Origin of the sequence: Methylorubrum sp. SL192 (genome assembly GCF_026672325.1) — a bacterium.
Classification (GTDB): domain Bacteria; phylum Pseudomonadota; class Alphaproteobacteria; order Rhizobiales; family Beijerinckiaceae; genus Methylobacterium; species Methylobacterium extorquens.
On sequence record NZ_JAPPQV010000003.1, the window covers coordinates 746,038 to 768,463 of the forward strand.

A 22,426-nucleotide genomic window follows, 5' to 3' on the forward strand; every position below is an offset into this window, starting at 1 on the left:
GAACGGTCAGAGATCGGGAGTTTTGTGAGGCACTCTCCGCCGCTCTCACGAAGCGAGCGCCAGGGGCTGAGAAGAGCCCAGTGCCGCCCTCAGGCGCGCCGCCGCGCGGCCTCGATGGCGATCCGCAGGAACACGCCCTGCGCCTGAGCATGGGCGAGGTCCGGCTCCGAGCGGCGGCAGGCGAGCACCGCGTCCTGGAGCCACGCCACGGCCTGTTGCAGCCCCGGTGCCGACCAGCGGGCGAGCTGGGTTTCGGCCAGCGCCTTGCGGCGGAAATGCAGGCCGCGCCAATTGGCGACGATCTGGCTCGCGCTGCCGCGCGGATTGTCGAGGCGTAGGGAGAGCAGCGTGAGGGCGTGGCGCAACCCGGCGCCGAGCATCGCCGAGGGGTCCATCCCCTCGTGGCGGAAGCGGCGATACTCGCGCTCGGCCTCGCTGGCGCGGCCGGCGAAGGCCGCGTCGATCAGCGCGTTGAGGACGCTCGCTCCGACATCGCTGACGATCGCCTCGACGTCGTCCACGCCGACGCTGCCCTGGCCGCGGGCGTAGAGGGCAAGCTTACCGATCTCGGACAGGCTGGCGCGGCGGTCGCTGCCGAGGCTGCCCGTCAGCAGGTCGCGGGCGTCGCGGTCGATGCGCAGCCCGTCCTCCTGCAGCGTGCGCTCGATCAGATCGGCGAGCGTGCGCTCGTCGTCGGGGTAGCAGGGCAGGGCGAGCGCCTTGGGCGATCCCTCGCAGAGCGTGCGCAGGGGGGCGGAGCGGGCGAGGTCGCCCGCCTCCACAACGATGCGGGCGCCTTCGGTGGGCGCCTTCAGCACCGCATCGACGGCCGGCGCGTAATTGCGGCTGCCGGAGCGGACCCAAATCGTGCGGCTGCCGCCGAACAGGCCGACGGTGCCGGCCTCGTCGACCAAGCGGCCCGGATCGGAGGCGAGGGTGTCGCCGTCGATCCTGATCAGCGCAAAGGGGTCGTCGGGGTCGGCGACCATCCCCCGGACCAGCCGCATCGCCCGGTCGGCGACGAGGCCGACATCCGGCCCGTAGACCAGAACCACCGCAATGCGCGGATCGGGGCCGCGCCGGACCAGCCCCTCGACATCGCCGGCTTTGACCGCCGTCATGCCACGCCCGTCAGGGGTTCGTCTTGACGGTGAGGACGGAGGCGATCCGGGTCTTGATCTGTTCGGCGAGCACCTTGGCGAGGCGGATCTCGGCGTCGCGCGCGGCGCGCAACGAGGCGAAACGCTGGATCGAGCGATCGTAGGTCGCGGTGCCGGTCGCGACGCCCTCGGTGAGGACGCGGCGCCCGTCCAGGCTCTCCAGCGAGAACTTCACCGTGCCGACGATGGTGCCCGCTTCCGCCCGCGCCGTGGTCGAGGAGACGATCGGCGTCTGGACCTGCTCGGAGCCCTGCATCTTCAGCCGGTAGCGCTTGGGCACGGCAGCCTGGCCAGAGCCGTCGAGATCGAAGATCAGCTCGCTGCGTAGGTAGTGCCCGAGGCGCTCCTGATCCTGCGCCATGTTGACGTCATCGACTTGGATCGCGGCGAGCAGACCCTGCATCGACTCGCCCGACGCCGTCGGCCCGTAGAGGGGACGAAAGCAGGCACCGAGATTCAGCGCGAGGCCGGCGGCGAGCGCGAGCCGCGCGATCCGAACCCCCGGCCTGTTCCTCGCCACACCCATTCCCTGCCCCAAGGCTGTTCCTCGCCGCGTCACGTCGATCCGTCCGAAAACCGGCGCTTCGACCCTAAGCGCAGCACACCGCTCCGCTTGTACGGCAGGCATCGCGCCCGGTCACCCTGCCAGACTCGTGCTTTAAGAATGCTGTGCGGCGGGACCAAGATCGTTCGACCGAATCGGGACGCCGGGCGACCCCGTCGCTTGTGGAACCAAGCGGCGATCCCCACCTTATCCTGACCCCGGAAACCGTTCCGAACCAGCGCCTTGACGGCGATCGGACGAGCGCTGTAGAACAGAACAAATGGCGAACAAACGAGCCCTGTCCTGGTCGGTCGCGCTCCGCGATCTGAAGGACGATCGATCCCGGAGAGCGGATGTGCGCGAGGAGCGTCTCCGAACCATGGCGGGCCTGCGCGGCGTTGCCGCCCCCGCTTTGAGCGCGTGGCGCGGGCGGTCCGGCCGCCGCTACGTCGTCGGCGTCCACGAACTTGCCGAGCCCGACCTCGCTGAGGTCGATGAGGCGGTGGTCATCGCCGTGCGGCGGGACGAAGCCGGCATTGCCCAGGCTGTGTCCATCGCCGCGACCGGCAAGGGGCCGCGCGAGCGCCTGCACCGCAACTGGCTGGCCCGCGCCCGCCAGGAAGGCGCGACGGAAATGCACGTCCACCGCCTCGCCGAGGGGGAGACCGAGCGTCGCGCCGTCGTGCTCGACCTCGCCGCCGACACGGAGCAGGGGAACGCCTGATCCCGTGCCCGGCCGGTGTCCACTCGCTGGCCTGTGAAAGCCAGCGGGAGGGCAGGGCCCTTGCCTTGGACAGCCCCGGTCTCCAAACACGGGGCGTCCGGCCTCTCCTGCCGGGCCGCGCAGGAACGAGGCCGATGGCGCAGACACTCGATCCCATTCCCGGCGGATCGCCCCCCGGCGGCGGCGAATCGGCCTGTTCCTTCCCTACATCCTGCTTGCCATCCTCGTCGTCGCCTGGACCGCCGCGTGGTTCTTCATCCGCGGCAAGGCCGAGAGCGAGATGGATGCGTGGCTCGCCCGTGAAGCGCAGGCCGGCCGGCAATGGACCTGCGCCGACCGCTCGATCACCGGCTATCCCTTCCGTCTCGAACTGCGCTGCGGCTCGGTCCGCTTCGCCCGCTCCGACGGCAATTTCACCCTCGGGCCGACCACCGCCGTGGTGCAGGTCTATGATCCGCGCCACGCCGTTCTCGAAGTCGCCGGCCCCTTCCGTGTCGAGCAGGGCGATCTGACCGCCGACGTGACCTGGACGTCTCTCGAAGCGAGCTTCCACGCCGCCTCGAACGGCTTCAGCCGCGCCTCTGTCGTCGTCGATGGCCCCAAGGGCACGGTGCAATCCCCCGATCCGGGCCCGGTGGACTTCGCCGTCCAGCACCTCGAACTCCACGCCCGGCCGACCCCCGGACGCTTCGAGAGCGACGGCGCCATCGACATCAGCCTGCGCCTCGCCAAGGCCGCCGTGCCGCAGCTCGACGCCCTGAGCGGCAGCGGCGACCCGGCCGATGTCGATCTCGACACGACCATCGAGCGGGCCACGGTGCTGCGCACCGGCACGGTGGCGCGAGAACTGGAGAAATGGCGTCAGGCCGATGGCCGCCTCGACGTGACCCGCCTGTCGATCGCCAAGGGCGAGCGCCGCCTTCAGGCCAAGGGCGAAGTCGGCCTCGACGAGGCGCATCGCCCCGAGGGACGCTTTGAGATCCGCGCGCTCGGGCTCGAAGCCCTGGTCGGGCAGGTGATGGGCCAGCGCTACGGCTCGGACAAGGGCGCGTTGATCGGCAACCTCGTCGGCCAGTTCCTCGGCGGCCTGCGCAAGCGCGAGAGCGCCGCCGGCGAGGTGCAGGCGGCCGACAGCCCCAACGGCCTCAAGCCCCTGCCGACGCTCCGCCTGGGCGACGGACGCCTGATGCTTGGCCCGCTCGCCGTGCCGAACGTGGTGCTGCCGGCCCTGTACTGAGCGGGTGCCGCCCGGTGCTTGACAGCCAGGGCTGTTGTCATAACATGCCAACATGAAGGCGGCGCTCGTCATACGCCGTCGCGTGATTTTCGGCGACCGGGATTTCGCGGAACTGGTGGTGTGGCGTGTGCCTGAGCCGGTTCCGCCGTCAGCGCACCGCTTCAAGTACCGCCTCGTCTACATCGTGGACGGGGTGCGGGTGATCGGCTTCGACAACGAACGCGGCAAGGGCGACCACCGGCACGATGGCGGCGCAGAAACGCCGTATCACTTCTTGGGTGTCGATCGTTTGCTCGACGACTTCGTCGCAGCCGTCGAGAGCTGGAGAAGGGACCATGGCAAAGACTGAGATCGAGGTCGGCCGGTCCCTGCGCGAGGCTGCGGCGGACGTGGCGAAGGCTTGGAAAGCCGCGCAGGACGATCAGCCGGCTCCGGCGAGCGACCGCATCCTGTTCCGGGATTGGGCGGCCCTGTGCGCAGTTCTGACGCCCAAACGCTACGAACTCCTGCGTCACCTCCGGCGCTCACCCGAGAGCGGCATCCGTGCCCTCGCCCGATCGCTCGGGCGGGATGTCCGACGCGTGCACGAGGATGTGGTGGCGCTGACGGAACTCGGCTTGGTGACGCGAGAGGCCGACGGCCGCCTGTCGAGCGACGTGGACGAGATCACCTCGACGATCCGCATCGCGGCCTGATCTGGGCGCCCGATACAGACCGCTCCGACCCTCGCCTACCAGGGGCGCGGCGCCCCAAAAATCTTGCGCCGGACGAAGCGCCCAGCGGCTTCCACTCGCGGCCTGTGCAGATGGCGCAGCCGCCACAGGCGATGCTCCCGCGGCGCGACCGGCTGCGCCAGCTCGGGCACGGCGGCGCTGCGTGCGCGCAGCCGCGCGGCCTCGGCCGGCGCGACACTCTCCACGTAAGCCAGGAGATGGCGCATCTCGTCCAGGGTCGGCGGCACCCAGCTGGCCGTCCGGGTGCACGGCTCCGTCTCCGCGCGCGTTTCGGGGGGCGGCGCGCCCGGAACGGGACGGGGATAGTGGTTGAGCCGGATCTCCCCGTGCCGCACGGCGAGGATCGCGCCGGGCCGCTGCGGGTCCGGCTCGGCGGGGCCGAAATCGCTCATCAGCCGCTCGCCCCGCACGAGTTCCGTCATGTGCGGGTCGGCGATCGTGGTGATGGCGCCCTGCCGGTAGATCGATGTGACGACGCGGTTCTCCGCGTGGTCGGCCTGCGCGAGAGAGCGAGGGAAACGGCGCAGGACGAGCCCGGAGGCAGGACCCTCCGGCGCCGCGGTGTCGAAGACGCGCCGGTTGACCACCACCGCGCCGGCATGCGGCGGGATGCGGGCGATCCAGTCCTCGATCGAACGGCCGGGCGCCGGCACCAGGAATTCATCGGTGCCGAGGAAGGCGGCGAAGCGGAACAGCCGCGCCCATGACGCGAGGAAATGGTCGTAGGCCGCAAAAAGCGGGGTGCGGTCGACCCGGGTCGGGCAGGGCAGGGTGGTGACGCCGATCGCCGCCTGCGCCTTCAGGAACGCCGCAGCCTCACCGTCGAGTCCGTTGTCGTAGATCACGAAGTGGCGCACGCCGACCGCCCGGTGGAAGGCGAGCCACTCGAACAGCTCGGGCGCCGCCCCCTCGACGACGGCAACGATGGCGAATGTGCGCATCTCGGGCGCCCTTTCCTTCAGCTCTGCTTCGCCGCGGGCGCCGCCGCGTTGCGGGCGCGGCCGAAATCCGGCTCGGCCGTTTCCTGACCCATGGCGACGATGCCGCGGCGGATGGTGCGGGTGCGGGTGAACAGCTCGTGCAGCGCCTCGCCGTCACCCCAGCGGATCGCCCGCGACAGGGCGGACAGATCCTCGTTGAAGCGTCCGAGCATTTCCAGCACCGCGTCGCGGTTGGTCAGGAAGATGTCGCGCCACATGGTCGGGTCGGAGGCGGCGATGCGGGTGAAATCGCGAAAGCCGCCGGCGGAGAACTTGATCACCTCCGACTGGGTGACCTCTTCGAGGTCGGCCGCGGTGCCGACGATGTTGTAGGCGATCAGGTGCGGCACATGGCTGGTGATGGCGAGCACGAGGTCGTGGTGCTCGGGCGTCATGGTCTCGACGATGGCGCCCAAGCCCTGCCACAGGCCCTGCACCCGCTCGACCGCCGCCGGATCCGTCCCCTCCGGTGGCGTGAGGATGCACCAGCGGTTCGAGAACAGGGTGGCGAAGCCCGAATCCGGCCCGGAATACTCGGTGCCCGCCACCGGATGCGCCGGAACGAACGGATTGTCCGAGGAGAGATGCGGCGCGACGGCCGCGACCACCGCGGCCTTGACCGAGCCGACATCCGAGACCACCGCGCCCGGCTTCAGATGCGGCGCGATCTCGGCCGCCACCGCGCCGATGGCGCCCACCGGCACGCAGAGGATGACGAGATCGGCGCCCGCCACCGCCGAGGCTTCGGTGCTCGCCTCGTCCGCCAGATTCAGGGCTTTCACGCGCCCGATCACGCCCGCGTCGCGGTCGATCGCCACGATCTCCCGCGCCAGCCCATAGGTCCGGGCGCCGCGGGCGATCGAGGAGCCGATCAGGCCGAGCCCGACGATGGCGAAGCGCTCCACCCCCTCGGTCACGAACGCTGGGCTCCCAGGAAAGCGGCCAGCGCATCCACGAAGGCGCGATTGGCCTCCTCGCCGCCGACGGTCACCCGCAGGGCGTTGGGCAGGCCGTAGGAGGAGACGCGCCGCACGATCACGCCCGCGCGTGTCAGATGCGCATCCGCTTCCGCCGCCGTGCGGCCGGGCTTGTCCGAAAAGTGGACGAGCAGGAAGTTGCCGACGCTCGGCGTCACGGTGAGCCCCAGCGCCTCGACCTCGCGGGTGAGCCAGGCAAGCCATTCGTCGTTGTGGGCCACCGCCGCGGCAACGTGGGCCTCGTCGGCGATCGCCGCCGCCCCGGCCGCGATGCCGCCCGCCGAGAGGTTGAACGGTCCGCGGATGCGGTTGATCGCATCGACCACGGTCTCGGAGCCGACCATCCAGCCGATGCGCTGCGCCGCGAGCCCGTGGATCTTCGAGAAGGTGCGCGTCATCACGACATTGGCGGCATCGAGCGCCATTTCGAGGCCGGCGGTGTAGTCGTTGGCGCGCACGTACTCGGCATAGGCCCCGTCGAGCACGAGGAGCACGTTGCCGGGCAGGCCGGCATGCAGGCGGCGCACCTCCTCGAACGGCAGGTAGGTGCCGGTCGGGTTGTTGGGGTTGGCGAGATAGACGATCCGGGTGCGGGGCGTGACCGCGGCGAGGATGGCATCGACATCCGCCGTCAGGTTCGTTTCCGGCGCCACCACTGGCGTGCCGCCCGCGGTGAGGATCGCGATGCGGTACACGAGGAAGCCGTGCTCGCAGAAGATGCCCTCGTCGCCCGGCCCGACGAAGGCCATCGCCAGCAGCGTCAGCAGCTCGTCCGAGCCGGCACCGCAGACGATGCGGGCGGGATCGATGCCGTAGCGCGCGCCGATCGCCGTGCGCAGGCGGGTCGCGCTGCCGTCGGGATAGAGGGCGAGCGTCGCGGCCTCGGCCCGCAAAGCCTCGATCGCGTGCGGGCTCGGGCCCAAAGGCGTCTCGTTCGAGGAGAGCTTGTGGATCTTCGCCACGCCCGGCGCAGCGCTCTTGCCGGGCACGTAGGCCTCGATGGCGAGCACGCCGGGGCGCGGCTGAGGGCGAAGCACGGGATCGGTTGCGGACATGGGCCAGAGCCAGCGGGAGAGACGGACGCGGGTATCGCCCGTCCCTCTACAGCATTTCGCGGGAACGGGGAGCCGCCGACTTTGCGGCGGCACTCCCTCGGCCAGCGGGGGCGGTTACGGCTGCGCCGGCTTGCCTTCCGGCGCGGGGACCGGCTCGCCGGAGCCCGGCGGCAGCAGGACGTTCTTCACCACGTTCCCCTCGGGGCCGTACTCGCCGGCCACCGCGAGGCAGGCCTGTTCGCGGTTGAGGTTCATCTGGTTGGACATCAGGGTGAAGATGCCGATCACCCGGTTGCCGAAGGGGCCGCGGGGGCTCACGTCCTCGGGCCGCGTGTTCTGCTTGGCGAGCAGCGCCTCGAATTCGGGCGCGTTGAGCCGATAGCCGCAGACATTGACCGCCGAGAAGATGTAGGCGGCGAATTCCAGCGCCCGCGGGCTCGGCGCGTTGCGGATCGGCCGCGGCGGGGCGGCCTCCCGCGAAGGCTCTTGCGAGGGGTTCTGCGAGGGCTCCTGCGGCGCGGTCGCGGCAGGCGGCGGGGCGGTGTCCTGCGCGGCGGCAGGGTGAGCCATGCCGCCGATCAGGGCGGCGGCGATGAGGGAGCGGACGATCATGGCGGTGGGGCGTTCCTCGAGATACGGATTCTCACGATCCGCTTAGACAAACCCGAGATAGCCCGGCCGCCCGCCGCCTCCAAGCTGACGCAGGGCCCGCGGACGGGTCCTGCGGCGATTCGTGCACGGAAGCCCGCGCCAGCGGCTCACCAGCGATAGCTCACGCTCGCCAGCACGCGGCGGGCCTCGCCGTAGAAGCAGGAATTGGCCGACTGGCACGAGGTGACGAAGCGGCGGTCGCCGAGATTGGCGGCGGTGATCGCCATGCGCCAGCGCTCCCAGTTGTAGTGCACGGTCGCGTCGAACAGGACGTAGTCCGGCACTTTCAGATTGTTGAGCTGGTCGGCGTAGGAACGCCCGACATAGCGCACGCCGCCGCCGAAACCGAAGCCGCGCCAGTCGCCCAGGGGGATCGTGTAGTCGGCAAAGACCGAGGCGAAGGTCTCCGGCACGTTGGTCGGGGTCTTGCCGACGAGGTCGCCGAGCGCGGCGTCCCGGACCCGGGTGTATTCGAGATCGTAGTGGGTCACCGCCGCGACGACGTTCAGCCCTTCCGCGAGGCTGGCGACGAACTGCCCCTCGATGCCGCGCGAGCGCACGGTGCCGAGCTGGGTGCTGCCGAAGCCGACGATGACCGGGAAGGGCGGGTTGTCGCGCACGAGGTCGAAGGCGGCGATGTTGAGGGAGAAGCGCTCGCCGACCGGCTCGATCTTCAGGCCGACCTCGATCTGCTCGCCCCGATCCGGCGAGAGCGATCCTCCGGTGATGGCATCGACGCCGATCTGCGGCTGGAACGAGGTCGAGTAGGCGACGTAGGGGGCGATACCGGGATCGAAGTTGTAGAGCAGCGCGATGCGGCCGGTGAGCGCCGTATCGGTACGGGACGTGCTCGTGTCCGGCGCGAGCTTCCTGAGCACGTCGCTGTTGGCGATGTCGTAGCGCAGGCCGCCGATCAGGCTCAGCCGGTCGGTGAGCTTGATCTGGTCCTGGGCGTAGAAGCCGAGCTGCCGGAAGCTGTTGACGTCGACCTGATAGGGCAGGGGCCGGCCGACGATCTGCCCGTAGAGCGGGTTGATGATGCTCAGGTTCGGCGCGGGGAAGAGCGAGGCCTGATTGTCGTAGAGCGAGTAGTTCTTGTAATCGATACCGAACAGTACGTCGTGGGCAACGAACCCATCGGAGAACCGGGCCTCGGCCTGGTTGTCGACCTGGAACAGGCTGACCTTGTCGCTGTACTGGAACTGGTAGCGGGCGAGCTGCGTCTGCGGCAGGTCGGCGTATCCGAGCTGGCCGATATACGAATTCTGCGTCGCGTCCGAGAACGAGTAGCGGAAGTTCTGGCGCACGGTCCACACGTCGTCGACCGCGTGTTCGAACTCGTAGCCGGCGAAGACCTGCTCGCGCTGGAAGCTGTTGATGCGCGGATCACCCACATTGAGGGAGCGGTCGATGCGCAGGCCGCTCGCGTTGGGGCGCACGGTGCCGGCATAGGGCAGGAAGTTCGCGGTCACGGCCGTGGAATCGCGCTGATAGCTCGTCAGCACCGTGAAGGTGGTGCCGGCATCCGGCCGCCACGTGAAGGCCGGAGCGATATAGGCGCGGTCGGAATCCGCGCCCTCGACCTGGGTGCCGCCCTGCCGGCCGATACCGGTGAGGCGGTAGAACAGGTGGCCGGAATCGTCGGCCGGGCCGCCGACGTCGAAGGCGCCGTAGACCTGCCCGAACGAGCCGCCGGCGATCTCGACATAGCCGAAGGGCGCGAGCGTCGGGCGCTTGGTGACCTGGTTGACGAGGCCGCCGGGGTTGCCGGCGCCGAACAGCACCGCGGCCGGGCCGCGTAGCACCTCGATGCGCTCCAGGCCGAAGGTCTCAGTCTTCAGCGTGCCGAAGCCGTAGTTCAGCAGTTGCAGGCCGTCCTTGTAGATCCCGTAATCGCTCGCCACGAAGCCGCGCAGGGTGAAGAAATCGACGCGCTCATCGGCGCCGTAGACGCCGGAATAGATGCCGGCGGTGTACTGCGTCGCCTGGGTCAGCGTCTGCGCGCCCTGCGCCTCGATCTGCTCGCGGCCGATCACGGTGATCGCCTGGGGCGTCTCGATCAGGGGCGTGTTGGTCTTGGTCGCGGTGACCGAGCGGGTGGCGACGTAGCCGGCGACGGGGCCGCGCGGATCCTCGGGCGCCGCGCGTCCGTCGGCGCCGCGCTGGGCCGGCGGACCGCCGGTGGCGCCGGCGCCCCGGCCGCTGCCTTCGACCGACAGTTCCTCCAGCCGTGCCGTCGCCTGTTGCGCGGCAGCTGCGAGGGTCAGGGCCATCAACGAGGCGCCTGTCAGCGCCATCGTCCGCAGGGCGCGGACGCCGACGAGAGTGCGAACCGACCCCATACTCCTGACCCCATCTGCCCAGAACAGCCGACAGCCTCCGCAGGGACGCGCGGACTGGGATCGGTCTGTTGTTTGGAATTATGCTAAACTGTTGTTGTTGCTTACTTTTCGTAAGCTCAGCCGTAAGAGACGGCGCGCGGGCACGCAAGACAGTCGCGCGCAAATGACCGTCCTGTAGCGAGCCGGCCACAGGATCTCAGCGCAACCATCGGATGTCGTCTTTGAGGAAAACGACCGTTTGGCGATCCCGCCGCGCGGCGGGGGCTCGATGCTACACGGTTACTTGCGTGCCGACCTCGACGACGCGGCCGGTCGGGATCTGGAAGAAGTCCGTGGCGTCGTTGGCGTTCTTGGCCAGCGTGATGAAGATCCGGTCCTGCCAGAGGGGCATGCCGGAATGGGCGGCCGGGCGGATCGAGCGGCGCGACAGGAAGAACGAGGTCGACATGATGTCGAACTTGAAGCCCTCGCGCTTGAGCAGCGTCAGGGTGCGCGGGATGTTGGGCGTCTCCATGTAGCCGAAGCGCATCACCACCCGGTAGAAGCCGAAGCCCACGGGCTCGATGCGCACGCGCTCGCTCTGAGTGGCGCGGGGCCGGTCCATGGTCTCGACGGTGAGCACCACGTTCTTCTCGTGGATCACCTTGTTGTGCTTCATGTTGTGCAGGAGCGCGGCCGGGGCGATCTCGGGATCGCTGGTGAGGAAGACCGCGGTGCCCTTCACCCGCTGGTAGGAGGTGCTCTTCTCCAGCATGCCGACAAGTTCGACCAGCGGCACGTCGGTCTTGCGGGTCTTGTTGAACAGGATCGTGACGCCCCGCACCCAGGTCCACATCATCAGCATCAGACCGCCCGCGAGCATCAGGGGCACGTAGCCGCCCTCGTGCAGCTTCAGCAGGTTCGAGAGCAGGAACAGCGACTCGAGCACGATGAAGGGCATGATGATCGCCGCCGAGACCAGCGGCGAGAGGCGCACGACCTTCCACAGCACCACGTAGGCCATGGAGGCGGTGAGCAGCATCGTGCCCGTCACCGCGATGCCGTAGGCGGAGGCGAGCGCCGAGGAGGAGCGGAAGCTGATCGCCAGGATCACCACGCCCAGAGCGAGCAGGGTGTTGATCTGCGGCAGGTAGATCTGGCCCGAATGCGCCTCGGAGGTGTGGCGGATCTCCATGCGCGGCAGCATGCCGAGCTGGATCGCCTGCCGCGACAGCGAGAACGCGCCGGTGATGACCGCTTGGCTCGCGGTGACGGTGGCGAGCGTGGCCAGCAGCACCATGGGGATCAGGCCCCATTCCGGCACGAGCTGGTAGAACGGATCGGTGGTCTCGGGCTTGGCCAGCACGAGGGCGGTCTGGCCGAGATAGTTCAGGACGAGGCAGGGCGCGACGAGGCCGAGCCACGCCACCTGGATCGGGCGGCGCCCGAAATGGCCGAGATCGGCGAACAGGGCCTCCGCCCCGGTGACCGCTAGGAACACCGCGCCGAGCGCCACCAGCGCGCCGGTGCCGTGGCCGAGGAGGTAATGCACGGCGTACCAGGGATTGAAGGCGGCCAGCACGCCGGGATTGCCGGCGATGTGCGGCAGGGCGGCGGCGGCCATGGCCAGGAACCACACCACCATGGCCGGCCCGAAGAAGGTCGCGACCCGCGCCGTGCCGTGGCTCTGCACCGCGAACAGGCCGAGGATGATCGCCACCGTGATCGGCAGCACGTAGTCTTCGAAGGCGGGCGTGACGAGCTTCAGGCCCTCCACCGCCGAGAGCACCGAGATCGCCGGGGTGATGACGGAATCGCCGTAGAACAGCGAGGCGCCGAGCAGGCCCAGCATGAACACGATCTTGGAGCCGCCGAGCGCGTGGCGGGCCTGGGCCATCAGCGAGAGGATGCCGCCCTCGCCGTTATTGTCCATGCGCAGCAGGATCGCGACGTACTTGATCGTCACGATCAGGAGCAGCGCCCAGATGATGAGCGAGGCGGTGCCGATCACCTCCTCGGCCAACAGGATACCGTCGCTGCGCGAAGGCGCGAGCGCCTCGCGGAAGGCGTAGAGCGGGCTCGTGCCGATATCGCCGTAGACGACGCCGACGGAGCCGACCGTGAGGGCCCAGAAGCCGGTCTTGGCGTGGCCGTGCGCCTCCTCCGGAGACGCGTCGACCGCGCCCGCCGAGGCCGCGACCGGGCCTCCCTCGCCGGGCGCCGGCCCGCCCGCGACCGCGGCGACGGGGCCGTCCGGCAGGGTGGATCCGGCGGTATGGGGGCTGGCGGGCTGGGTCATCGGGCAGGCGTGCCTGGGCTCGCGCGTCGTCCGGCCGGGTGTGCCGGAGTCGCATGAAGGGAATGCGTCGGAGATGCGGATCGATGCGCGCCGGTCACCGCGGCGCCCCTGAGGCGGCCATACCACCGCACGCCGTCTCGCGGCACAGGAAACCACCCGCGTGCGGTTCGCGAGGCGCGAACCGGAGAGCACGGCGGGCGCGAGGCGGGGCGGAGGGCAGCGTGAGCGGTCCGCCGACAGGGCGGGCCGTCTCGGACAACGACGGGCGGGCCGCTTCCCTCACCGCGAAGGTTTCGGGAGCCGGCCCACCCGAGGGGCTCACTCGGCGGCGTCGCGCTTGCCCTGGCCGAAGCGGCGCTCGATGTAATCGACCACGATCGTCTCGAAGTCCTTGGCGAGCGTGGCGCCGCGCAGGGTCATCGCCTTCTTGCCGTCGATGAAGACCGGGGCGCTCGGGCTCTCGCCGGTGCCGGGCAGCGAGATGCCGATATCGGCATGCTTCGATTCGCCGGGACCGTTCACGATGCAGCCCATCACCGCGACGTTGAGGCCTTCCACGCCCGGATAGGACTTCTTCCACTCCGGCATGGAGGTGGAGATCCAGTTCTGGATGTCGCGGGCGAGTTCTTGGAACGTGGTCGAGGTCGTCCGGCCGCAGCCGGGGCAGGCCGCCACGAGCGGCACGAAGGTGCGGAAGCCCATGGTCTGCAGGAGTTCCTGCGCGGCCTTCACTTCCACGGTCCGGTCGCCGCCGGGCTCGGGCGTCAGCGAGTAGCGGATCGTGTCGCCGATGCCCTCTTGCAGCAGCACGCCGATGGCGGCGGAGGCGGCGACGATGCCCTTCGAGCCCATGCCGGCCTCGGTCAGGCCGAGATGGATCGCGTAGTCGGAACGGCGCGCCACTTCGCGGTAGACCGCGATCAGATCCTGCACCGCCGAGACCTTGGCCGAGAGGATGATGCGGTCCTTGGGCAGGCCGAGCGCCACCGCCCGGTCGGCGGAGGTCAGCGCCGACTGCACCATCGCCTCGCGCATGACCGCACGGGCATCGATGGGGCGGGGCAGCTTGGCGTTCTCGTCCATCAGGTGGGTGAGGAGTTCGCCATCGAGCGAGCCCCAGTTCGCGCCGATGCGAACGGTCTTGCCGTAGCGGACCGCCTGCTCGACGATGGTCGAGAACTGGGTGTCCTTCTTCTCCTTGAAGCCGACATTGCCCGGATTGATCCGGTACTTGGCCAGCGCCTCGGCGCAGGCCGGGTGGTCGGAGAGGAGCTTGTGACCGATGTAGTGGAAGTCGCCTATCAGCGGCACGTGCACGCCGATGCGGTCGAGCCGCTCGCGGATCTTCGGCACGGCGGCCGCCGCCTCGTCGCGATCGACGGTGATGCGCACCAGCTCCGAGCCGGCGCGGGCGAGCTGGGCGACCTGGGCCACGGTGCCGTCGATGTCGGCCGTGTCGGTGTTGGTCATCGACTGCACGACGATCGGGGCGCCGCCGCCGACGGTGACGGCCCCTTCGCCGCTGCCGATCTGCACGCCGACGGTGCGGTGGCGCGGTGCCGGCCCGGCGATCTCCGGCCCCGTCATGCTGGGGCTGCGGGAGTCGATCGGGTTTGCCAGGGCGTCGGGAGCTTCCATGACTTCCATCGTGCCTTCGCGGGTCAAACTGTTGTCCGCGCGTGCCGGCCGGGGGCGTCCCGCAGGCGCAGGGGCGATCCTAACCGAAACCGGCGCGATCCGCGACCTGCCGCCGCGACCGCGCGAACGGATGCGCGGCGCGCCTCGATCGCCAAGGCCGCTTCCATGTCGCATCCGGATCGGGATGTCGAGCGTATGCCATGCAGATGCAAGGATGCCGACAGGCGAAAGCGCCTTATCATATCTTGCATTCGCCTGCCCGCGGGTCAAAGAACCGCACGGGCACACTTGCTGCTTTGCACCATTTGAAGGTGCGCCGCAATAAACGACGCGAGGCAAGATGGACACGACGAGCCCCGAACCTCAGGCCAGCGATGGCGCGGCACCGCAAGCACTGCGCGACGAGTCCCAACACGGGTCCGGCCCTGAAGACGGGTCTCGGCGCGACGTCTCGGCGCCCTTGGACACCCGGGCGCGGACCGGAACGCGCGACGACGCCCACAACCCGGCCACGGCCGTTCCGGACCCCATCGCCGATTCCACCCGGCCGGGCGAGAATTTCCGCGGCCTGGCTGGGCCGCGGGCGGAGAAGGCGGTCTCCCTCGCGCTCCAGGGTGGCGGTTCGCACGGGGCCTTCACCTGGGGCGTGCTCGACGCGCTGATCGAGGACGGGCGCGTCGCCTTCGAGGCCGTCACGGGTGCGAGCGCGGGCGCGATGAACGCCGTCGTCCTCGTGGACGGCTGGCTCGCGGGCGGTCCCGACGGGGCCCGCGCGGCCCTGGAGAAGTTCTGGCGCGAGGCGAGCCTGGATGCCGACCTACGCCCCTCGCAGAAGGGCCTGATCGACGGCCTGTTCCGGTTCTGGAAGGGCAACCCGTTCTTCGAGGCCTGGGTGAAGGCACTCAACCCCGGCCCCTACGCGACCAATCCGTTCAACTTCAACCCCTTGCGCGACGCGCTGGAGCAGACCGTCGATTTCGATCGCCTGCGCGCGGCCGACACCGCCAAGGTGTTCGTCTCGGCGACCAATGTCTGGACCGGCAAGCTCGCCGTGTTCGGGCGCGATAGCCTGACGGTCGATCACCTGATGGCCTCGGCCTGCCTGCCGACGGTGTTCCAGGCGGTCGAGATCGACGGCGTGCCCTATTGGGACGGCGGCTATCTCGGCAATCCGGCCCTGTACCCGCTGCACGAAGCGAGCACCCGCGACATCCTGCTGGTGCAGATCAACCCCGTGGAGCGCCGCGAGACGCCGCGTTCGGCCAGCGACATCCAGGACCGGCTCAACGAGATCACCTTCAACGCCAACCTGATGCGGGAGCTGCGCTCCATCGACTTCGTGCACGGCCTGATCGACGAGGGCGGGCAGGGGCAGGTTCCGGGGCTCGAGCGTGTCTTCCTCCACCGCATCGACGGGACCGACTCGCTCGACGGCTTCGCCGCCTCCTCGCGCACCGATGCCCGCTGGGGGATGATCGAGCGCCTGCGCGACAAGGGTCGCGCCGCCGCCAAGGTCTGGCTCGCGGAAGGCTACGACGAGGTTGGCGTGCGCTGCACCCTCGACCTCAAGCAAGCCTATCAGTAGCGGCCCGCCGCTGACGAAGGGGTCGGGTCGTCAGCGAAACCTCTTGCCACCGGCTCGTTACGCACATAAAGATATCTTTATGTCTAGCGAGAGCGGCCCAACGAACAGCGCGACCACAGCCCCGGTGCCCTTCGCCGAGGCGCTTGCCGTGTTGCGGGCGGCGGCGGAGGAAACGCGCCTGCGCATCCTGGCGCTGCTAGCCGAGGGCGAGTTGTCGGTCTCCGACCTGACCGACATCCTCGGTCAATCGCAGCCGCGCATCTCGCGTCATCTCAAGCTCCTCGTCGAATCCGGCCTGATCGAGCGCCACCGCGAGGGTGCCTGGGCGTTCTTCCGCCTGCGCGAGGCCGCCATCGGCTTCGTCGAGCCCCTGATCGCGGCGCTGGAGCGTGCCGCGCCGCCGCTCTCCGAGGATCGCGCCCGGCTCGATTCGGTGCGCACCCAACGGGCCGAGGCGGCGCAGACCTTCTTCGCCCGGCTCGCCCCCAAATGGGACGGCCTGCGTTCCCTGCACGTGCCCGAGGCTGCCGTCGAGGCGGCGGTGCTCGACGCGCTCGGAGACCGGCCGATCCGCCACGTGATCGATCTCGGCACCGGCACCGGCAAGATGCTCGGCCTGCTGGCCCCTCTGGCCGGTCGCGCCACCGGGCTCGATTCGAGCCATGCCATGCTCTCGGTCGCCCGGGCCAATCTGGAGCGGATGGGCCTGTCGCGGGTCGATCTGCGCCAGGGCGACCTCCACGCGCCGCCCTTCGGCCGCGGCGGCTTCGATCTCGTGGTGCTGCATCAGGTGCTGCACTACCTCGACGATCCGGCCCGGGCGCTGCGCGAGGCGGCCCGCCTCGTCGCGCCGGGCGGGCGGCTGCTCGTGGTCGATTTCGCGCCCCATACTCTGGAGCAGTTGCGCGAAAGCCAAGCCCATCGCCGTCTCGGCTTCGGTGCGGAGCAGATCACGGGCTGGCTCGTCCAGGCGGGCCTGGGCGATGTCGAGAGCCGCGATCTCGCGCCCGAGGATGGCATCGAGCACCCGCTCACCGTCACCCTCTGGCTCGCGCACGACACCGCCGCCGCAATCGAGGCGCAGACCCCGGAACATGCCCCGGCCCGCGCCCCGGAGCGCGCCGTGGCCTGAGCCTCAAGATCCAAGCTTCACGGTCCGAGCCTCACGGTTCAAGCCGACTTCCATCGACGACCGACACCACGACAGACGTCCAGGAGAAGGGACGAAGAGATGCCCAACGCCTCCCAACACCGCGCCAGCCGCGACGGCTTCCGCCCGATCCGGGTCTCGATCGAGTTCTTCCCGCCGAAGACCGAGGAGATGGAGAAGATCCTCTGGTCCTCGATCGAGCGCCTCGCGCCGCTCCAGCCGAAATTCGTCTCGGTCACCTACGGTGCCGGCGGCTCCACCCGCGAGCGTACCCACAACACCGTGGCGCGCATGGTGCGCGAGACGAGCCTCAAGCCCGCCGCCCACCTCACCTGCGTCGATGCGACGAAGGAAGAGATCGACGGGGTGGTGCAGTCCTACTGGGACGCGGGCGTGCGCCACATCGTGGCCCTGCGCGGCGACCCGGCCGAGGGCGTCGGCCACAGCTACCGGCCCCATCCCGGCGGCTACGCGCAGACCTGCGACCTCGTCGCCGGCATCAAGCGGATCGGCGACTTCAAGGTCTCGGTCTCGGCCTATCCGGAGAAGCACCCCGAGGCCGCCTCGCTCGATGCCGACATCGAGGCCCTGAAGGCCAAGGTCGATGCCGGCGCCGATCAGGCGATCACCCAGTTCTTCTTCGATAACGAGATCTACCTGCGCTACCGCGACAAGGTGCGCGCGGCCGGCATCGACATCCCGATCATCCCCGGCATCCTGCCGGTGCAGAACTTCAAGCAGGCAGCCAACTTCGCCCGCCGCACCGGCGCCTCGGTGCCGTACTGGCTTGCCGCCCGGTTCGAGGGTCTGGAGAACGACGTCGAGACCCGCCGTCTCGTCGCCGCCGCGGTCGCCGCCGAGCAGGTGCTCGACCTCGTCGACGAGGGCGTGGAGGACTTCCACTTCTACTCGATGAACCGCTCCGACCTCGTCTACGCCATCTGCCACCTTCTCGGCCTGCGCTCCCAGGCGCCGGCCAAGCCGGCGGCGAAGCCGGAAGCCAAGGCGGCCTGACCCCTCGTCACCGCGCTCCTGAACCTCATCCCGAACTGCGACCGCGCCGCGGTCGCAGCGAAGGATGGGGCTGGGAGCGATCGCGTTTTCTGGAGGCCTCCGAGGCCTCCGCTTCGCTCCGGCACCTCAAGCTGAGGTGGGTTGATGCGGCCGACACTTTCGGCCATCGCCGTCCCGGAACATCCCAGGATCGTCCGACATGACCGCTTTCCCCCCCGTCGACGGCACCGAGATCGAGCGCGCCCTGCGCCAGCGCGCGTCGGAAAAGATCCTCGTCCTCGACGGGGCGATGGGCACGGTGATCCAGCGGCTCAAATACACGGAAGAGGATTTCCGGGGTGAGCGCTTCAAGGATCACAGCCACGATCAGAAGGGCAACAACGACCTCCTGATCCTGACGCAGCCCGACGCGATCCGGCAGATCCACCTCGACTACTTCCTCGCCGGCGCCGACGTCTGCGAGACGAACACGTTTTCCGGCACCACGATCGCCCAGGCCGATTACGGCATGGAATCGATCATCCACGAGCTGAACGCCGAGGGCGCCCGCCTCGCCCGTGAGGCCGCCAAGCTCGCGGAAGAACAGGACGGCCGCCGCCGCTTCGTCGCCGGTGCCATCGGCCCGACCAACCGCACGCTGTCGATCTCGCCGGATGTGAACAATCCCGGCTACCGCGCCGTCACGTTCGATGGGGTGAAGCAGGCCTATGTCGAGCAGGTGCGCGGCCTGATCGACGGTGGCGCCGAACTGATCCTGATCGAGACGATCTTCGACACGCTCAACGCCAAGGCGGCGATCGCCGCCGCGTGGCAGGTGTTCGACGAGACCGGCATCCGCCTGCCGATCCAGATCTCCGGCACCATCACCGATCTCTCCGGCCGCACCCTCTCGGGCCAGACGCCGGCCGCGTTCTGGAATTCGCTGCGCCATTCGAGCCCGCTCACCTTCGGCCTCAACTGCGCGCTCGGCGCCAAGGAAATGCGCGGCCACATCGCCGAGCTGTCGCGCATCTGCGACACGCTGGTCTGCGCCTATCCGAATGCCGGCCTGCCCAACGAGTTCGGTCTCTACGACGAGAGCCCGGAGGCCATGGGCAAGCTTGTCGGCGAGTTCGCCGCCTCGGGCCTCGTCAACATGGTCGGCGGCTGCTGCGGCACGACGCCCGACCACATCCGCGCCATTGCCGAGGCTGTCGCCGACAAGAAGCCGCGCGAGATCCCCGAGATCCCGCGCCTGATGCGCCTGTCGGGCCTCGAGCCCTTCGTGCTGACGAAGGAGATCCCCTTCGTGAACGTAGGCGAGCGCACCAACGTCACCGGCTCGGCCAAATTCCGCAAGCTCATCACCAACAACGATTACGCGGCCGCGCTCGACGTCGCCCGCGATCAGGTCGCGGCCGGCGCCCAGGTCATCGACGTCAACATGGATGAGGGCCTGCTCGACAGCGAGAAGGCGATGGTCGAGTTCCTCAACCTCGTCGCCGCCGAGCCCGACATCGCCCGCGTGCCGGTGATGGTCGATTCCTCGAAGTTCGAGGTGATCGAGGCCGGGCTGAAGTGCATCCAGGGCAAGCCGATCGTGAACTCGATCTCCATGAAGGAGGGCGAGGCGAAGTTCATCGAGGCTGCCAAGATCTGCCGCTCCTACGGCGCGGCGGTCGTCGTCATGGCCTTCGACGAGCAGGGCCAGGCCGATTCCTACGAGCGCAAGGTCGAGATCTGCACCAAGGCCTACAAGATCCTGACCGAGCAGGTCGGCTTCCCGCCCGAAGACATCATCTTCGACCCGAACATCTTCGCGGTGGCCACGGGTATTGAGGAGCACAACCCCTACGGCGTCGCCTTCATCGAGGCGACCCGCACGATCCGCGAGACCCTGCCCCACGCCCATATCTCCGGCGGCGTCTCGAACCTGTCCTTCGCCTTCCGCGGCAACGAGCCGGTGCGCGAGGCGATGCACGCGGTGTTCCTGTTCCACTGCATCAAGGCCGGCATGGATATGGGCATCGTCAATGCCGGCCAGCTGGCCGTCTACGACGAGATCCCGGCCGAACTCCGCGAACTCTGCGAGGACGTGGTCCTCAACCGCCGCGAGGACTCGACCGAGCGCCTGTTGGAGGCCGCCGAGCGCTTCAAGACCGGCGCCTCGGCCCAGGCCAAGACCGCCGACCTGACGTGGCGTGAGGCGCCCGTCGCCAAGCGCATCGAGCACGCGCTGGTCAACGGCATCACCGAGTACATCGTCTCCGACACCGAGGAGGCGCGCAAAGAGGCCGCGCGTCCGCTCCACGTCATCGAAGGCCCGCTGATGGCCGGCATGAACGTGGTCGGCGACCTGTTCGGCTCGGGCAAGATGTTCCTGCCGCAGGTGGTGAAGTCCGCCCGCGTGATGAAGCAGGCGGTGGCCTATCTCGAACCCTTCATGGAAGAGGAGAAGCGGGCCAATGGCGGCGACGGCAAGCGCCAGGCCGCCGGCAAGGTGCTGATGGCCACCGTGAAGGGCGACGTCCACGACATCGGCAAGAACATCGTCGGCGTGGTTCTGGCCTGCAACAACTACGAGATCATCGATCTCGGCGTGATGGTGCCGGCAGCCAAGATCCTCGAGACGGCCAAGCGCGAGAACGTCGACATCGTCGGCCTGTCGGGCCTCATCACCCCCTCGCTCGACGAGATGGTGCATGTCGCCGCCGAGATGGAGCGCGAGGGCATGGAGATGCCGCTGCTGATCGGCGGCGCCACCACCAGCCGCGTCCACACCGCGGTGAAGATCCACCCGGCCTACGCCAAGGGTCAGGCGGTCTACGTCACCGATGCGAGCCGTGCGGTCGGCGTGGTGTCGAGCCTGATCTCGAAGGAGACCCGCGGGGCCACCGTGGAGAAGGTGCGCGCCGAATACGCCAAGGTGGCCGATGCGCACCGCCGCTCGGAGGCCGACAAGCAGCGCCTGCCGCTCGCCAAGGCGCGGGCGAACGCCTTCAAGGTGGATTGGTCGGCCTACAAGCCGGCCAAGCCCAGCTTCACCGGCACCCGCGTCTACGGTTCCTACGAGGTGGCGGACCTCGTCCCCTACATCGACTGGACGCCGTTCCTGCAGACCTACGAGTTCAAGGGCCGCTACCCCGCGATCCTCGACGATCCCGAGCAGGGCCCGGCGGCGCGTGCGCTGTTCGAGGACGCGCAGGTGATGCTCAAGCAGATCGTGGAGGAGCGCTGGTTCAACCCGAAGGCGGTGATCGGCTTCTGGCCGGCCAACAGCGTCGGCGACGACATCCGGCTCTTCACCGGCGAGAGCCGGCAGGAGACGCTCGCGACGTTCCACGGCCTGCGCCAGCAGCTCTCGAAGCGTGACGGGCGCGCCAACACCTGCATCTCCGACTTCGTGGCGCCGGCCGAGACCGGCATCGCGGACTATGTCGGTGCCTTCGTGGTCACGGCCGGCCTGGAGGAGGTGCGCATCGCCGAGCGCTTCGAGCGGGCCAACGACGATTACCGCTCGATCCTCGTGAAGGCGCTCGCCGACCGCATCGCCGAAGCCTTCGCCGAGCGGATGCACGAGCGCGTCCGCAAGGAGTTTTGGGGCTATGCGCCGGACGAGGCTTACGCCCCCGAAGAGCTGGTCTCGGAAAAGTACGACGGCATCCGGCCCGCGCCGGGCTACCCGGCCCAGCCCGACCATACGGAAAAGGTGCAGTTGTTCGATCTGCTCAAGGCGGAGAGCCGCATCGGCGTGAAGCTCACCGAGTCCTACGCCATGTGGCCGGGCTCGTCGGTCTCGGGCCTCTACCTCGCCCATCCCGACGCGCATTACTTCGGGGTCGCCAAGGTGGAGCGGGATCAGGTCGAGGACTACGCCCTGCGCAAGGGCATGGATGTGAGCGAGGTCGAGCGCTGGCTCGGGCCGATCCTCAACTACGACCCGGTCCGCTACCTCAAGGCCGCGGCCGAGTAGTCACGCCGAATAGGTCACAGGTGGCGCGGGATCGCACAGCAACGCTCCCGCGCCGCGACTTTTTCCTTGCCGAGGGGCGGCGGGGCGCGGCACGCCTGCCGTTACGACCCGCGGGGCTGACCCGCCTTCGACAGGAAGTCCCGATGCGCTCCACGCTGCTCGTCCTCGCCGCCGCACTCCTCGCCTGCGGGCTGTCGGCCTGCAACAGCACCGATTCGGGCGGTCCCGGCCTGGCCTCGGCCTTCGAGACCAGCAATTACCGGCACTCCTCCGACACCAACGGCACCCAGACCCGCCGGGACGTGAACCGCGCCTACACGCAGCCGTCGCTGCCCACCATCGCCAACCGCGGCTTCTGAGCCGTCTCGGCTCAGGGCCTCACAAAACTCCCGGTCTCTGACCGTT

18 protein-coding genes are annotated in these 22,426 nt (G+C 69.2%); 9 read left to right on the top strand and 9 right to left on the bottom strand.

Annotated features, from left to right (window positions below; translation table 11 throughout):
- Positions 1-89 precede the first annotated feature (89 nt).
- Both holA and lptE read right to left on the bottom strand, forming a co-directional pair.
- On the bottom strand, positions 90-1,121 hold the full coding sequence (holA, locus tag OVA30_RS04315; protein ID WP_015822180.1) for a DNA polymerase III subunit delta: 1,032 nt from the start codon (positions 1,119-1,121) through the stop codon (positions 90-92).
- A gap of 10 nt (positions 1,122-1,131) precedes the next feature.
- The gene (lptE, locus tag OVA30_RS04320) at positions 1,132-1,686 is read right to left on the bottom strand and encodes an LPS assembly lipoprotein LptE (RefSeq protein WP_003601459.1); all 555 of its coding nucleotides are present in this window, start codon (positions 1,684-1,686) and stop codon (positions 1,132-1,134) included.
- A gap of 298 nt (positions 1,687-1,984) precedes the next feature.
- Here lptE and OVA30_RS04325 point away from each other — a divergent pair, with 298 nt between their 5' ends.
- From OVA30_RS04325 to OVA30_RS04340, 4 genes are all read left to right on the top strand, one after another.
- Positions 1,985-2,428: a hypothetical protein gene (locus OVA30_RS04325; protein WP_244414034.1), complete on the top strand. Its 444-nt coding sequence runs from the start codon at positions 1,985-1,987 to the stop codon at positions 2,426-2,428.
- A gap of 280 nt (positions 2,429-2,708) precedes the next feature.
- Entirely contained in the window at positions 2,709-3,665 is a 957-nt protein-coding gene (locus OVA30_RS04330; protein WP_268174712.1) for a DUF2125 domain-containing protein, read from the top strand.
- Positions 3,666-3,717: 52 nt separating this feature from the next.
- The gene (locus OVA30_RS04335; protein ID WP_268174713.1) at positions 3,718-4,014 is read left to right on the top strand and encodes a toxin-antitoxin system TumE family protein; all 297 of its coding nucleotides are present in this window, start codon (positions 3,718-3,720) and stop codon (positions 4,012-4,014) included.
- Entirely contained in the window at positions 4,001-4,360 is a 360-nt protein-coding gene (locus OVA30_RS04340) for an HVO_A0114 family putative DNA-binding protein (RefSeq protein WP_056462465.1), read from the top strand. The genes OVA30_RS04335 and OVA30_RS04340 overlap by 14 nt, the downstream gene beginning before the upstream one ends.
- 35 nt (positions 4,361-4,395) lie before the next feature.
- On the opposite strand, the gene OVA30_RS04345 is transcribed toward OVA30_RS04340, so the two are convergent.
- From OVA30_RS04345 to ispG, 7 genes are all read right to left on the bottom strand, one after another.
- Positions 4,396-5,340, bottom strand: a complete 945-nt coding sequence (locus tag OVA30_RS04345) for a glycosyltransferase family 2 protein (RefSeq protein ID WP_253388996.1) — start codon at positions 5,338-5,340, stop codon at positions 4,396-4,398.
- Between the two features lie 17 nt (positions 5,341-5,357).
- The gene (locus tag OVA30_RS04350; protein WP_268174714.1) at positions 5,358-6,296 is read right to left on the bottom strand and encodes a prephenate/arogenate dehydrogenase family protein; all 939 of its coding nucleotides are present in this window, start codon (positions 6,294-6,296) and stop codon (positions 5,358-5,360) included.
- Positions 6,293-7,411: a histidinol-phosphate transaminase gene (hisC, locus tag OVA30_RS04355; RefSeq protein WP_268174715.1), complete on the bottom strand. Its 1,119-nt coding sequence runs from the start codon at positions 7,409-7,411 to the stop codon at positions 6,293-6,295. Before hisC ends, OVA30_RS04350 begins: the two co-directional genes overlap by 4 nt.
- A 114-nt stretch (positions 7,412-7,525) precedes the next feature.
- Positions 7,526-8,023 (bottom strand): hypothetical protein, encoded by a 498-nt coding sequence (locus OVA30_RS04360; protein ID WP_268174716.1) that lies wholly within the window; start codon positions 8,021-8,023, stop codon positions 7,526-7,528.
- Positions 8,024-8,169: 146 nt separating this feature from the next.
- Positions 8,170-10,404, bottom strand: coding sequence for a TonB-dependent siderophore receptor (locus OVA30_RS04365; protein WP_268174717.1), 2,235 nt, complete (start codon positions 10,402-10,404; stop codon positions 8,170-8,172).
- Between the two features lie 271 nt (positions 10,405-10,675).
- On the bottom strand, positions 10,676-12,682 hold the full coding sequence (locus OVA30_RS04370; RefSeq protein WP_012253194.1) for a potassium transporter Kup: 2,007 nt from the start codon (positions 12,680-12,682) through the stop codon (positions 10,676-10,678).
- Between the two features lie 318 nt (positions 12,683-13,000).
- On the bottom strand, positions 13,001-14,329 hold the full coding sequence (gene ispG / locus OVA30_RS04375; RefSeq protein ID WP_003601088.1) for a flavodoxin-dependent (E)-4-hydroxy-3-methylbut-2-enyl-diphosphate synthase: 1,329 nt from the start codon (positions 14,327-14,329) through the stop codon (positions 13,001-13,003).
- A 331-nt stretch (positions 14,330-14,660) separates the two neighbouring features.
- On the opposite strand from ispG, the gene OVA30_RS04380 reads away from it, so the two are divergent.
- From OVA30_RS04380 to OVA30_RS04400, 5 genes are all read left to right on the top strand, one after another.
- Positions 14,661-15,905: a patatin-like phospholipase family protein gene (locus OVA30_RS04380; protein WP_268174718.1), complete on the top strand. Its 1,245-nt coding sequence runs from the start codon at positions 14,661-14,663 to the stop codon at positions 15,903-15,905.
- 79 nt (positions 15,906-15,984) lie between these two features.
- Positions 15,985-17,037, top strand: a complete 1,053-nt coding sequence (locus OVA30_RS04385) for an ArsR/SmtB family transcription factor (protein WP_182569366.1) — start codon at positions 15,985-15,987, stop codon at positions 17,035-17,037.
- A gap of 99 nt (positions 17,038-17,136) precedes the next feature.
- Complete coding sequence (metF, locus tag OVA30_RS04390; protein ID WP_268174719.1) at positions 17,137-18,069, top strand: methylenetetrahydrofolate reductase [NAD(P)H]; 933 nt, start codon at positions 17,137-17,139, stop codon at positions 18,067-18,069.
- A 199-nt stretch (positions 18,070-18,268) separates the two neighbouring features.
- On the top strand, positions 18,269-22,021 hold the full coding sequence (metH, locus tag OVA30_RS04395) for a methionine synthase (protein ID WP_015950502.1): 3,753 nt from the start codon (positions 18,269-18,271) through the stop codon (positions 22,019-22,021).
- A 143-nt stretch (positions 22,022-22,164) separates the two neighbouring features.
- Positions 22,165-22,380 (top strand): hypothetical protein, encoded by a 216-nt coding sequence (locus OVA30_RS04400; protein ID WP_012253199.1) that lies wholly within the window; start codon positions 22,165-22,167, stop codon positions 22,378-22,380.
- Positions 22,381-22,426 lie beyond the last annotated feature (46 nt).